Below are 12,854 nucleotides of genomic sequence, written 5' to 3' on the forward strand. Positions count from 1 at the left end.
TGCACATCCTGGTCCCAGTTACCACCGCCCGCTGGCGTACCGACCAGCTTACCTTTGTATGTCAGTGGATAACCATCTGCGATCAGGATCGTGCCTTTTTCTCACTGTTTCGGGCAAGCCTCGATGAAAACTCCTTTCTAAAATAAGCGTCACTTCGGTCATCTGACCGTGATTTTAAAACACGCGACACAGGAGATACTCTGACATGGCAAAAATGAAAGCGATTCAGGTTCTGGCAAAAGGCGAGCCGATGACACTCGTTGAGATCGACATCCCGGAGCCACAGGAAGGACAAGTTCTAATCCGGGTTGAAGCATGTGGCGTCTGCCACGGAGATGCTAAAGTCAGCGAAGGGATGTCTTCTTCTTTCCCACGGATCCCGGGGCATGAAGTCGTTGGTATTGTGGAAAAATCAGGCCCGGGCGCTTCAAAATGGAAAACGGGCCAGCGAGTTGGGGCTGGCTGGCATGGCGGTCACGGGCATACGACGGCTCTGACCATCGATGGGGGGTATGCAGAATATATGGTGGCCTATGAAGATAGCCTTATTTTTATCCCTGACGATCTCTCCTCCACTGAAGCTGCGCCGTTACTCTGTGCCGGCGAAACGGTTTTCAGCGCGCTTCGTAACAGTAAGGCTCGTCCCGGCGATCTGGTTGCCATTTCCGGTGTTGGCGGCCTGGGACACCTGGCCATTCAGTATGCTAAAAAATCGGGCTTCCGTACCGTCGCAATGTCACGCGGAACTGATAAAGAAACGCTGTCCCGTGAGTTAGGTGCTCATGAGTATATCGATACTCAGACCACCGATGTTGCTGATGTGCTGCAGGCAATGGGGGGCGCTAAAGTGATTATCGCGACCGCTCCCGTTGCTAGTACCATTAACCCCTTAATCAGAGGTCTGGGTAAAGACGGTGAACTGATTATTGCTGCCGTTTCTGATGAAAAACTAGACTGGTCTGCAATGGATTTCCTGATGGGGCCAAATACAGTAAAAGGGACATTCACTGACATTAACGAAATGGAAGCCGCCATCAAATTCAGCGTGTTGACAGATGTTCGCCCCATGACTGCTGTTTTAAACTTTTGATGAAAGCGTGAAACACTCAAACGCGTTTTATCTGCGAGTTCCTGTACACTGAAAACACCTCTGAAATTCTGTTTTATCCAGCGGTTAATCTGATAAATATCCCCGGCATTTTGAATATTCATCACGCCTTTAAGCAAAGCATCACCAAAACGACCAGTAAGAATGGCAAACATCAATTCACGTTTGAGGTGTTTCCCCATAAAGCCGACGCTTGATGGATGGCGGCTCAACGATAACATCCGCTCGAGAATGGAGAGTAAATGCTCAATATTCTCAGGAACATCGTGATCTTCCTTGCTTGCTGCATTCTCAAAAGGCGTACCTCCTTCAGTATCGAGAATGACGCCAATGATATCTGCCAGGGAGAAATTCACTGATAATGCTAAAGTTCATCTGTGAACTCGAATCCTGTGGTGGCCGCATTATCATAAATGCAAAGCGGGACAGACAGCTCAGTCGCGACCCGGTCATACAGCCGAAACACTTCATCGGATGTCAGTCTCTGATAGGATACAGGGGCCAAAAGCACACCGCTGACACCGGCGTTCTGTGCATCTTCCGCGAGCCTCATCACTTCATCAGTACTGACATGCCCAATACTGGTCATCACCGGGATTCCTGCAGCTGCGTTTACCGCCAGCCTTGTAGCTCTGAGCCGTTGTTCGCGGGTCAGATAGGCATAACTGCCCGTCGAACCCAGCGCGCCGATAGAATTCACCCCTGCGTCAGCCAGGTTTTCAATCAACGAGACAAATGATGCTTCAGCTATTTCACCATCCACAAGGGGGGTAAGGGGAAATGCACTCAGACCAGTAAACATATTGGCGTCCTTATAAAAGAAATAATCATTCCCCGGATCAGGATGGTCACCGGGGTGCGCTTCCTGTCTGACGAACGCTATCGGGCGAACTTACGGGAGCCGATAACACACAGAATGACCCCAAGCGTGACGAGCACCATCAGGGGGCTGACGGTTTCATGCAGGAGCGTGGCCGAAAGACCCAGGCCAAAGAAAGGTTGCAGAAGTTGCAACTGGCCGACCGCAGCAATGCCGCCGATCGCCAGCCCTTTGTACCAGAAGATAAAACCAATCAGCATGCTGAAAAGCGACACGTATCCCAGCGAAACCCAGGCAGGCGAACCGATGCCAGAAAAGGTGGCAGGCATGGTGAATAAGGCCGCGACGAGCATGAAGGGCAGGGAAATAATCAGCGCCCAGCTGATAACCTGCCATCCGCCCAGGACGCGGGTCAGTTTGGCACCTTCGGCATAGCCCAGGCCGCAGGCAATCACCGCCGCCAGCATCAGTAAATCACCGGTAAGTGAAGCGGAGGTTCCTTTTGAGAGAGCAAAGCCTATCACCAGCAGGCTGCCGATGACGGAGAAGATCCAGAAGGCCAGTTTAGGTCGTTCACCACCCCGCAGGACGCCAAAAATCGCGGTTGTCAGGGGCAGAAGACCCAGGAAGACGATCGAGTGGGCAGAGGTGGCATGTTGCAATGCCATCGCCGTCAGTAACGGAAAGCCAATCACCACGCCCAGTGACACAATGACGAGTGGGATGAGTTGTGATGCGTGCGGGCGCTTTTCCCGAAAACCGAAGATCAACATGACAGCCAGGATGCCGGCAATGGACGCACGGAGGAATGTCAGGAAGAACGGATCCATATCAAGTACGGCGACACGCGTAGCAGGTAATGAGCCACTAAAAATCACGACGCCCAACAGACCGTTAATCCAGCCGGAAGCTGCGCTGGGATCGGTTTTATGTACCACTGAATTAACCACGTTGACCTCGTTATCTATGTTTTGCCCGCAGGCTTGAGCATGTGTTGGGCGGATGGTAATCTCATCAATCTAATACAATCAAATTATTGTCATGGATACATTTGATGAAAGCACGTTATAAAGCCATCGTGGATAAATTTGCGGAGATGATTCGCAGCGGGAAAATCCTGGCCGGCAGCCGTTTGCCGACTCACCGCGATCTTTCAGCTCAGGAACATATCTCGCTGGCTACGGCGACGCGGGTCTATAGCGAACTGGAAGCAATGGGCCTTGTCAGCGGCGAGACCGGCCGGGGGACGTTTGTCCGGGAAATTTCGTTACCTTATGGCCATGGTATCGACCAGCTTGCCGTGGCAACGGACGTGCTGGATCTGAATTTCAACTATCCCGCGCTGCCCGGGCAGGGTGAGCTTCTGCGCGATGCACTCCGGCAGATAGCTACCGCCGGGGATATCGAATCGCACCTGCGTTACCAGCCTCATGCGGGCAGGCTGGCTGAGCGCGAGATCATTGCAGAACATCTGTCAGGAAGGGGGTTTAAACCGACAGCAGACAGTGTGGTGATTGTGAATGGCGCACAGCATGGGCTAACGGTGACAGCTATGGGCCTGCTGAGGCCTGGAGACGTCGTGGCTGTGGATGCACTTACCTATCCGGGGTTTAAAGTCCTGGCCGAACTGTACCATCTTGAACTCATCGCCATCCCGTCCCTGACCGATGGCCCGGATTTCAACGTACTCAGGCAGCTATGTCAGAAAAGACGTATCAGGGCAGTGTATGCCATGCCGACCTTACATAACCCCCTGGGATGGGTGCTGACGCATCGCCAGAGGAAGGATCTGGCGGCGATCGCCCGCGAACATGACTTACTGATTATTGAGGATACCGCCTATTCCTACCTGATCCGCAGACCGCCGCCGCCGATTGCGTTTTACGCACCCGAGCGCACGGTTTACGTCACCGGCTATTCGAAGAATGTCGCCACCGGTCTTCGGGTTGGCGCCGTTGTGTGCCCTGAAGCATACCGTCCCGCCATCGAAAGAGCCGTCCGGGCAACGACCTGGAATACCCCGTCAGTGATGACCACGCTGGTGTGCAACTGGATACAGGATGGCACCGTTGAACGCTTTGAAGAGCTAAAGCGACAGGATGCTCGTCACAGACAGGCAGTGCTCAGGGATGCCCTGGGCGATATTCCCTGTATTACACATCCAGGTTCCTATTTTGCCTGGCTGCCACTTTCCGATGAATCACGGGCCGATCGTGTCGTGAAAGTTCTGATGGATAGCCATATTTCGGTTTCAACTGCCGAACCTTTCTGCACCTCACAGACCATTCCCCAGGCCATTCGGATAGCGCTTGGGTCTGTCTCGATTGAGAACTTGCAGAAAGCATTGGTGAAAGTACGCGAAGCCGTTGAAAATGAACAATATCGTTAATTTCAGAGGCCATAGTCCGTTGTGCCAAAACGGTAACGAGGGACGATTCGAATTTTGCAAACGCCTGGCAGGTAGGCCGGTGATGTCAACCACCGGCCCCTTTAATCTGCTATTAACTGCGGATAAAAGCCAGAATATCGGCATTAATCACTTCGGCATGAGTTGTATGCATGCCGTGCAGATATTGTAACGGGTATAAAAGCGGCTGGCACGTGTGGACCCATAGACGCTGCCGTTGGTTGATATTGAGTTGTGTGAGTATGAACATGCGGCATTTGTCCTCATAAACAGTATGAGTATGAAGAAAGTAACCAACAAACATAATGTCCTGCGAGAAGAAGATGGGGTACAGGGTAAATGTATGATTATCTGCAGATGAGGAATTTGATTTAACATAATATACATTATGCGCACCAATAGTGTGGTAGCTAGATGCTAATGTCTATTTCTGGCTCAATCCTAATGTCTGCGCTACATTAACTCTGTGGGGTTTAATCTTTCTTTTTCCGGGGGGTTAAAGAAAAGGAAACTTCTTGTAGAAATGGCCATGAGCGCAGAAAGCTCAGGACTGTTTACTTTGAAAGAGATAAACCGCATTAAGATTCTGCAGGATGTCATTGACCGCAGGACGACATCTGGCCGAGCTGCTGAACTACTTGGCGTCACACCGCGTCATTGTAGTCGTTTACTCAGCCGTTATCGTGAACATGGTCCGCTGAGCATCAGTAACCGTAGCCGAGGCAACCCCGGCAATCGTTTACTGCCCAAAGCCTTTACCGATCAGGCACTCGATATCATCAAGGAAAAGTACCCGGATTTTGGTCCTACGCTGGCTCGAGAGAAACTGGAAGAAATTCATGGGTTGATTATTGGTAAAGAAACACTCAGAAGGCTCATGATTAAAGCTGGTTTATGGGTTCCTAGAAAAATGCGTGCGCCAAAAATTCAGCAGCCGCGCTATAGGCGTGCATGTGTCGGTGAGCTTATCCAGATTGACGGATGTGATCATTACTGGTTCGAATATCGAGCTCGTCCTTGTACATTGTTGGTCTATGTTGATGATGCAACCAGCCAGTTGATGCATCTGCGATTTGTTCAGTCAGAATCTACATTCTCTTACTTTGAAGCAACCCGAGGTTATATCGAACGGCATGGAAAACCTATGGCATTTTACAGTGATAAAGCAAGCGTATTTCGTATTAATAATAAAAATGCAACAAGCGGAGACGGATTCACCCAATTTGGCAGAGCTATGCATGAATTGAATATACAAACTATATGCGCAGAAACCAGCTCGGCAAAAGGAAGAGTAGAACGCGCACATCTTACTCTACAAGACCGACTTGTTAAGGAGCTTAGGCTCAATAATATTAATAACATCAAAGATGCGAATTCATATATTGATAATTTCATCGACGATTATAATTATAGATTTGCTAAGCCGCCTCGCCACGATTTTAACGCTAACCGCCCCCTTGAGCCCAGTGACAATCTCGATTTGATTTTTACTTGGAGAGAACTTCGCAGGGTCTCAAAAAGTCTTACTATTCAATACGATAAAGTATTATATCTTATTGAGGATAACGAACAAAGCCGCAAAGCTATTGGTAAATACGTGGAGGTTTACCACTTCCCGAATGATCACAAAGAGATTTGGATGAATGGCTCTCCCCTACCCTATATTACATACGATAAACTTTCAGTAGTAGACCAAGGACAGATTGTAAATAATAAGCGCCTCGGGCATACGTTGCAAATGGCACAGGAGGTTCAGAAAAAAAGAGATAACACTAGATCAAGATCTGTACCCTCTGTTGACGGCCCTGACTTTACTCGCAATCGTCTCGGGGGAAAAGGAAAAAAATCACAGAGGGCACTTAACCAAAACGATATGCTGGAGGCTTTGACCAAACTTCAGACTGAATCTGACGTTATATTTAGGAAGAAATAAGGTTGCATCAGCCATCTGTATTTTCTTTATATTGCGTCTAACAATTCTACGCTTCAACATTCCCCCAATCTAAATTTTGTTTCGCCGCCTCTGTGCCAGAAGCTCAGCAGAGTCAATAAATAACCCCTCACTGACATCCTGCAATGACCGGTTCAACAACAAAAAAAAGCCTCCCGATTAGCCCGCAAACGGAGGGTCAACCTCAATTTATTGCGCCTGACGATTTTGCGTCTCAAGGATTTTTTTCCTCCATCAGTCAGGCGGTTTTGCCTTTTTGCATCCATTGGCCTACAACAATTTTGACGCAGTGTTGACACAAATCCAGTCTGATTAGCTCCCCATCACCAAATACAGAGCCAAAACCCGCAACACGGTCAACCGACAAAAACTCCTGAAATTCAGAATCGCCTACTTCAGCACGTCGGCCGCAGCGGTCGCAGGTTTTGGCGGACAGAGACAAAATCTCGGTTTTAGAAAATTGCTGCATATTCCCCTCATACAAGTGTTTCGCCAGTGCTCCCGTACAACACCAAAACCATTTAACTGAGCCTCCTCAAACGGACATTTTTCAGTCAAGTCCTCCCTCGAGTATTGACCAAACCCCGCCAAAAATCATCTGACTTGAGGAAAAGGAATACCCTCCCTGCATAAATGCTTCCTGCCTGTCGTTTGAGGCGAGAACCAGAAGCAAAAGCAAATCACAGTCGCTTCTCGGGTTAAGTGTCATGATTTTACCCTTCGGTGCGTTTCAACTTCGCCCGTAGCTGAAGGACCTCGCTTTTGGCTTCCAGTAAATCGCTGGTATGCTGCTCGCTGTTATCTGGTTTAATAGTCCGTAGCCACGTGTAAAAGCTGTGTGCGGCAACGAAATAGCCACATTCCGTGATTTGACGGACGGCTTCCTCTTTTCAGATATTTGCTTCACTGTATCATATGGTCTAAAGATTTATCCGCGTCACTAGACAATTTTTCTCACATCTGCCGCAGACATGACACCGATCTGTACTTATAATTTATTGTAAATTGGTGGACGTATCACCCATTAGGATAATTATAATGCTTGACGATTTAGGTTATGAGTTTTTTCGAGAGTTTGCTCGCTACGAGTACTGCCTCAAAGCAATTGGTCTCCTAGAAGGCACTCGTGCTGCAAAGGCAAGCTGGAGCAAGTATGCGGCCGAGGTCACGCAAATCATTGACTTACCTCAATCCCCAGAACTTATGGAATCAATAAACTACTTTATGGAATATCCGCCTAAAAAGCAGATAGTTAGAGATGGTGTTCTAACCTGGGATGAAACCTTACCGGCTCACAGCAGCAAAGCTGAACTTATCTTGCTGTTGATATGTCGCGTAAGAAACAATCTTTTTCACGGAGGAAAATTCAACGGCAGATGGTTTGAGCCACAGCGAAGTGAGGAGCTAATGCGATATGCACTTATTATATTAAGAGCTTGCGGTCAGAGTCATGATAAAGTGAGCAACGCGTATGCTGGCAACGTCTTCTAATTAGTGAATAAATTCTTTTTTTAAGGAGTGGGATCATGACATTTAACAAGAGCAGAAGTAGCACCTGCCTTTGTGTCGTTACTCATTTTTGACTACAAAGTTTACATAGTTGGCACTGTGAGGTTTCAAATGAGTTCAAATAAAGTTCAAGAGTGTGAGGCGGAAATTGATAAGGCTTATGATAGCAATTCTTTGAATGGGATTTCATATTCTCAAGCACTCTGGACTATTTTATCAGTAATGGAAGACAAGTTTCTGAAGTTTACTTACATTGATGAGCTACCGTCAGAGCAAAAGCGCGCTCATGCCGATGTATATTTAAATGCGCTGACTCATCCATTGCGATCAATTGTTAGAAATAATAATAATCCCAGCACAAAAATAAAGCATGAGATTATAGATGAACACTATGGCTTTGCTGTGGATTGGCTTGAGAAATCTATAACCTATAATTCTTTTTGTTCTATATTTCCTCTCTGGTGGAATAAAAAAATAAAACTCACTATAGAAGGTAATGTACTAAATACAAATGACTATAAAAGCAAAGAAATTGCATATGAAGTATACAATCGGCTAAATGGTAAAGATGGAATAGCCTATGATAAAGCTGTTAATCCAAATGATGTTCTTTCAGCAATTATGGCCAATGTATCGTCTACAAGTAATAGATTTAAACTGAATCTAACCCCTAAATTAGCTTCTATATTAATAGAAAATTATCATTCTGTATCGCATGAGCGATACAGATTTCCTGATGACTGGCAGTTCGATAAATTTACACTTGGTGAATATAAAAAGATATTTACAACGCTTCAGTCCTTACTTTATGGGCGTTTTATTGCCAGAACAAAACTGGCAAGTGAGGGATTGAGAGGAATTGGCTATCCGGACTCGGTTTGGGTACTTTCTTGCTTTGAATTAACCTCTCGATTGTCTAGATATACATCTTTAAAAAATGAAACTATAGAATCCATTCTCGATTATTTAACATTCGGAGGCGTTGATGTTCGAAATCCAGATATTGCCATCCAGCCGATTGTTGACCTTAAAAACGGCTATCTTGCACTTTCCTCATTCGTGTTTATGAATTCAGATGCAGAGAGAAATTTAAGCGTCCTATTGAATCAGGTCGAAAATGATCGAAAGCTATACTCTAACTTGGTCCAACAGAAAGAAGATATTTTACGTGATTTATTGAAAAGTGAAATTGAACCACTCGGCTTTGAGGTTGTCAGTGGAAAACTTGTTGATACCGATCTCGATCTCGCAATTATAGATAGAAAAGAAAAGCTATGTATTGCGTTCGAACTGAAATGGTTCATCGAACCTGCGGAGATTCGAGAAGTTATTCAGCGATCAAAGGAGCTTCAAAAAGGTGTCGAGCAGGCATTGAATTTCATGAGAAAATTTGAAAGAAATGACGAAGATTTGCTCAATAATCTATTGAAAATAGACCAAGAATACATCTTTAAGGTGGCTGTGGGTTCAAGAAATTGGATCGGGCACTTTGATGTACAGAACCCGATAGTTCCGATAATAAAGATTCGTCATTTCACCGATGAACTCAAACAGAGGAAAAATTTAAAATCCGCTGTTAAATGGCTAGAGGAGCGTCAATATCTTCCAAAAAATATGGTTGACTATGAGATAATTGACATACCGTTAGAGTTAGGGGACTGGAATAGTTCTTGGTATGGAATCAAACCCAAACCCAAAACTGAATAACTATAAGTACTAGGACAAATTTCATGCTTTACTCTAAGTTATAGTTGGCTGTCTTTAATAACGAATTAATATACCTGATAATTTTAATGTGTAAAAATCAGCCCCTTGGCGTACTACTGCAATCTACGGAACAAATTTATATGTCACACAAAAATCTCGAAGCCAAGAAGCGACATCATTACGTCTGGGCGAAGTACCTCACCCGCTGGGGTAAAGGGACGAAAAACGTTTTCTACACTACGAAGACTGGCAAGATAGCCTATGACAGCGTGCGTGCCATAGCTGCTGACAACTATTTCTACAAAACTACAATGCTGACAAGTAAGCATGTTGAAGTGATAAAAAGCTTTTCCCGGCAAAGTCCCGAGCATCTTCAACAACAGCACATGTCGTATCTTAATGATTTCCTTAAAATGCAGCGTTTGGAGGCCATTTATAATGAGTCTGATATTCAAGATCCGGAAGCTGAGGCTCTTCTCCATGCAATGAAGTGTAACCTAATGGAAAATCTCCATGCCTCCCACGAAAAAAGTGTACTACCGATTTTATCAGAGTGAGCTGATGACCAGCTTGATATACTGCAAGATAAGCAGCAGATGATAGAGTTCATGATGTTTTTGGGTCATCAAATCGCCCGGACGAAAGCTTTTCGAGATGGTGTGCTCAGGGCTCAGCCTCGCCGCAATATTGTTGAAATTGAAGTAGCCGATGCGATGACACACGCATGGTGGTTCCTAAGCTACATGTTTGGAATGAATATCGGATTCAGCCTCTACTCAAGTCGACACGACACCAGACATGCATTGCTGGTAAATGACACAGAGCATCCTTTCATTACGTCCGATCAGCCGATCGTCAATGTACATGCGTGTATCTCAGAGACAGAATTCTCAGCACCTGAACACGCTGATTTCTATTACCCAATTTCGCCTCGCATTGCCTATATCATCTGCGATTCCAAACGATTTTTACCAGGCAAAAATCAGGTTGATGAGGCCACTGTTACTGAGTTCAATACTAAAGTGGCGGCCCAAGCTATGGTGCATATCATCGGTAATACCGAGAGCGCCATTCTACCCTTTCAAAAACACATTGGAAGCCGTTATGCAAGTAGAACACCCTTTTATGAGGATAGAGATTAACTACTTACCTTTAAAAATTGTTGCACGATTTACCTGTCTACTAGGTAATAACCATTCAGAATAAATTACCTCCCACTTCAACACATCGTGTAAAAACGTCAATTTTTTACATAACAATATGTATATAAAGAAAATAAAATTAAAACCTTTAAATGTGCTACAGCGGGAAGATGCCTAGTAAATAGCTGACCTTCTCGCCCTTGTGCAACATAAGTCTGCGGGCGTGGTATCCACTTCCCTTCAGCAGTTGGACATTTCTAATGAGCCAGCGAATAGACATTTCTATCGAGCCTTGACAAATAGGGCTGTAGCCAAAATGCACGGTTTCCACAGGACTAATCCACCATGGCTATGTTGCGCTACAATCTCTCACTCAATGCTCAATTCTTTCTGCAGGATGAACACCGTCCTGACATTTTCGCGATGCACCACTTCAACCGACTCAGGATCTTCAGGATACCCTCGACGTGGCCAGCCTGGTAATCGGCAGTTGATGTCAGGCCTTGCAGAGCCTGTACTGCGCATCATCCGCGAACGTTACGCCGACTTTGGTCCGACATTAGCCTGCGAGAAGCTTGCTGATATTCATGATCTTAATCTTGCTAAAGAGATTGTGTGTAAGCTCATGACCCGGGACGGTTTATGGATCCTACGTAAGCACGGCCGCCTCGTGTGCATCAGCCACGCCTGCGTCGGACCTGTATCGGTGAGTTGATTCAGATTGATGGCAGTGAACTATTCATCACCCACGACAAAGTCGAAAACCCTGCGCAATTAAAGGATAAAACCTTTCTGCTCGCCACCGAAGCCTATACCTCCTTCTGGCCATGGGCGAAAAGCGAGCTGGGGTTGAGCAACACCAAAGTGCGCCCCTATACCTTTAACGTCCAGCCGTTCCTCGCGGATAAAAATCTGGTACAGCAGGGCTACGTAACTTCAGAGCCATTCTCTGTCGCCAAAGGGGGGCAACCGTTCTACGTTTATCCGCTCAGCGACTGGGGCTACCCTCCCTACGGCAACTCGATTATCTGTATGACCGACACCATCAAGAAGCGCCCGGCTGCCGTGGCGGCGTTTGTCAAAGCCTCAATGGAGGGCTGGAAAAGCTATCTTCAGGATCCCCGCGCCGGGAACGCGCTGATTAGCAAAGCGAATCCGCAAATGGGGGCCGAGCAAATTGCTTTTGGTATTGCCCAGATGAAGAAATATCAGCTGGTCACCGGCGGCGATGCCATGACCGGTGGTATCGGTATTATCACGCAGCCGCGGCTGAAAAAAACCTGGGATATGTTGGTGAAAAACAAACTGATCGATGCCAGCAAAGTGCCATTTGAGCAGACCTACACCCTGGATATGGTCAAAGATGCCGGAGTCATGCCATGAATACCGCGCCTAAACTCACCGTGATGAGCGACAACCACTTTGTTCCGGCGTCCGTGGCGCCGGCCATTGAAGTCCTCTCGGCGGAGAAAATTTACAGCAACGGGACCCGGGCGCTGCTGCCCGTCAATCTGACGATCAACCAGGGGGAGTTTGTTACGCTGCTCGGGCCTTCCGGTTGCGGTAAGAGCACCCTGCTGAAAATGGTGGCCGGGCTGGTGGAGCCCAGCGACGGCAAACTGATGTTATGGCGTCGTGACAGCCGGGAAAAAGCCCAGGCCCCGCTCTCTTTTGTCTTCCAGGAGGCCACCTTGATGCCGTGGAGCAGCGTTCACAGCAACGTCCGCTTGCCTCTGGATCTTGCTGGTGTCCCGCGAGCAGAAGCTAACACCCGGGTGAGCGAAGCCCTCGAGTTGGTGGGGCTTGGCAAGTTTGCCAACGTCCTGCCGCGCGAGCTCTCCGGGGGCATGCAGATGCGCGTCTCTATCGCCCGTGGCCTGGTGACGCGGCCAAAATTGCTGCTGATGGATGAACCCTTCGGGGCGCTGGATGAAATCACGCGTAACAAGCTTGATGCCGATCTCCTGCGTCTCTGGCAGGAGCAAAACCTGACGGTGGTGTTCGTCACCCATTCGATCCATGAAGCGGTGTTCCTCTCTCAGCGGGTCATTATGATGGCGGCCCGCCCAGGCCGGGTCGTCGAAGATATCGCCATCAGAGAGCCGTTCCCACGCAATGAGGATTTTCGTGTCAGCCCGGCATTTTCCCATTACGCCCGGCAGTTGCAGGACAGTCTCTTACAGGCAAGCCAATCCGGTATGGAGCCATAA

The 12,854-nt window shown here is 47.3% G+C and carries 10 protein-coding genes and 5 pseudogenes; 9 read left to right on the top strand and 6 right to left on the bottom strand.

The window, feature by feature from the left end:
• Window positions 1-205: 205 nt before the first annotated feature.
• On the top strand, window positions 206-1,090 hold the full coding sequence (locus EDF82_RS04270; RefSeq protein WP_123754357.1) for an alcohol dehydrogenase catalytic domain-containing protein: 885 nt from the start codon (window positions 206-208) through the stop codon (window positions 1,088-1,090).
• Between the two features lie 200 nt (window positions 1,091-1,290).
• On the opposite strand, the pseudogene EDF82_RS25615 reads toward EDF82_RS04270, so the two are convergent.
• The 3 genes and pseudogenes from EDF82_RS25615 to EDF82_RS04280 all read right to left on the bottom strand — a co-directional run.
• Window positions 1,291-1,464 (bottom strand): annotated as a pseudogene (locus EDF82_RS25615) (hypothetical protein); the annotation flags it as partial.
• Window positions 1,465-1,475: 11 nt separating this feature from the next.
• Window positions 1,476-1,910 (bottom strand): annotated as a pseudogene (locus tag EDF82_RS04275) (dihydrodipicolinate synthase family protein); the annotation flags it as partial.
• 77 nt (window positions 1,911-1,987) lie between these two features.
• On the bottom strand, window positions 1,988-2,878 hold the full coding sequence (locus tag EDF82_RS04280; RefSeq protein WP_123754359.1) for a DMT family transporter: 891 nt from the start codon (window positions 2,876-2,878) through the stop codon (window positions 1,988-1,990).
• Window positions 2,879-2,982: 104 nt separating this feature from the next.
• Between EDF82_RS04280 and EDF82_RS04285 the strand changes: the two genes are divergently transcribed.
• Together EDF82_RS04285 and EDF82_RS04300 are read left to right on the top strand one after the other, a co-directional pair.
• Window positions 2,983-4,317, top strand: coding sequence for a PLP-dependent aminotransferase family protein (locus tag EDF82_RS04285; RefSeq protein ID WP_123754360.1), 1,335 nt, complete (start codon window positions 2,983-2,985; stop codon window positions 4,315-4,317).
• Between the two features lie 547 nt (window positions 4,318-4,864).
• Window positions 4,865-6,268: an ISNCY family transposase gene (locus EDF82_RS04300; RefSeq protein WP_123755477.1), complete on the top strand. Its 1,404-nt coding sequence runs from the start codon at window positions 4,865-4,867 to the stop codon at window positions 6,266-6,268.
• Window positions 6,269-6,524: 256 nt separating this feature from the next.
• On the opposite strand, the gene EDF82_RS04305 is transcribed toward EDF82_RS04300, so the two are convergent.
• The 3 genes and pseudogenes from EDF82_RS04305 to EDF82_RS04310 all read right to left on the bottom strand — a co-directional run.
• Window positions 6,525-6,755 carry a hypothetical protein gene (locus EDF82_RS04305; RefSeq protein WP_123754362.1) on the bottom strand — a complete coding sequence of 77 codons (231 nt, stop codon included), beginning with the start codon at window positions 6,753-6,755 and terminating at the stop codon, window positions 6,525-6,527.
• Between the two features lie 115 nt (window positions 6,756-6,870).
• Window positions 6,871-6,998 (bottom strand): annotated as a pseudogene (locus EDF82_RS25620) (VOC family protein); the annotation flags it as partial.
• A gap of 7 nt (window positions 6,999-7,005) precedes the next feature.
• Window positions 7,006-7,155 (bottom strand): annotated as a pseudogene (locus EDF82_RS04310) (IS3 family transposase); the annotation flags it as partial.
• A gap of 169 nt (window positions 7,156-7,324) precedes the next feature.
• Between EDF82_RS04310 and EDF82_RS04315 the strand changes: the two are divergent.
• The 6 genes and pseudogenes from EDF82_RS04315 (at window position 7,325) to EDF82_RS04340 (ending at window position 12,854) form a co-directional block, all read left to right on the top strand.
• Window positions 7,325-7,777, top strand: a complete 453-nt coding sequence (locus EDF82_RS04315; RefSeq protein WP_123754363.1) for a hypothetical protein — start codon at window positions 7,325-7,327, stop codon at window positions 7,775-7,777.
• 129 nt (window positions 7,778-7,906) lie between these two features.
• Window positions 7,907-9,502: a hypothetical protein gene (locus EDF82_RS04320; protein ID WP_148060377.1), complete on the top strand. Its 1,596-nt coding sequence runs from the start codon at window positions 7,907-7,909 to the stop codon at window positions 9,500-9,502.
• 140 nt (window positions 9,503-9,642) lie between these two features.
• Window positions 9,643-10,059, top strand: a complete 417-nt coding sequence (locus EDF82_RS25255; RefSeq protein ID WP_199733662.1) for a hypothetical protein — start codon at window positions 9,643-9,645, stop codon at window positions 10,057-10,059.
• Window positions 10,060-10,098: 39 nt separating this feature from the next.
• Window positions 10,099-10,644 (top strand): DUF4238 domain-containing protein, encoded by a 546-nt coding sequence (locus tag EDF82_RS25260; RefSeq protein ID WP_199733663.1) that lies wholly within the window; start codon window positions 10,099-10,101, stop codon window positions 10,642-10,644.
• A gap of 735 nt (window positions 10,645-11,379) precedes the next feature.
• Window positions 11,380-12,027 (top strand): annotated as a pseudogene (locus EDF82_RS04335) (ABC transporter substrate-binding protein); the annotation flags it as partial.
• Window positions 12,024-12,854: an ABC transporter ATP-binding protein gene (locus EDF82_RS04340; RefSeq protein WP_123754365.1), complete on the top strand. Its 831-nt coding sequence runs from the start codon at window positions 12,024-12,026 to the stop codon at window positions 12,852-12,854. The pseudogene EDF82_RS04335 and the gene EDF82_RS04340, both read left to right, overlap by 4 nt.

This window comes from Klebsiella sp. BIGb0399 (assembly GCF_003752615.1).
In the GTDB taxonomy this organism is placed as follows: domain Bacteria; phylum Pseudomonadota; class Gammaproteobacteria; order Enterobacterales; family Enterobacteriaceae; genus Klebsiella; species Klebsiella lignicola.

Bases quoted from the DNA above. Each gene is read 5' to 3' on its own strand.
- EDF82_RS04300 (WP_123755477.1), top strand. From the start codon at position 4,865: ATGAGCGCAGAAAGCTCAGGACTGTTTACTTTGAAAGAGATAAACCGC.
- EDF82_RS04320 (WP_148060377.1), top strand. From the start codon at position 7,907: ATGAGTTCAAATAAAGTTCAAGAGTGTGAGGCGGAAATTGATAAGGCT.
- EDF82_RS04340 (WP_123754365.1), top strand. From the start codon at position 12,024: ATGAATACCGCGCCTAAACTCACCGTGATGAGCGACAACCACTTTGTT.
- EDF82_RS04315 (WP_123754363.1), top strand. From the start codon at position 7,325: ATGCTTGACGATTTAGGTTATGAGTTTTTTCGAGAGTTTGCTCGCTAC.
- EDF82_RS04305 (WP_123754362.1), bottom strand. From the start codon at position 6,755: ATGCAGCAATTTTCTAAAACCGAGATTTTGTCTCTGTCCGCCAAAACC.
- EDF82_RS25255 (WP_199733662.1), top strand. From the start codon at position 9,643: ATGTCACACAAAAATCTCGAAGCCAAGAAGCGACATCATTACGTCTGG.
- EDF82_RS04270 (WP_123754357.1), top strand. From the start codon at position 206: ATGGCAAAAATGAAAGCGATTCAGGTTCTGGCAAAAGGCGAGCCGATG.
- EDF82_RS04285 (WP_123754360.1), top strand. From the start codon at position 2,983: ATGAAAGCACGTTATAAAGCCATCGTGGATAAATTTGCGGAGATGATT.
- EDF82_RS25260 (WP_199733663.1), top strand. From the start codon at position 10,099: ATGATAGAGTTCATGATGTTTTTGGGTCATCAAATCGCCCGGACGAAA.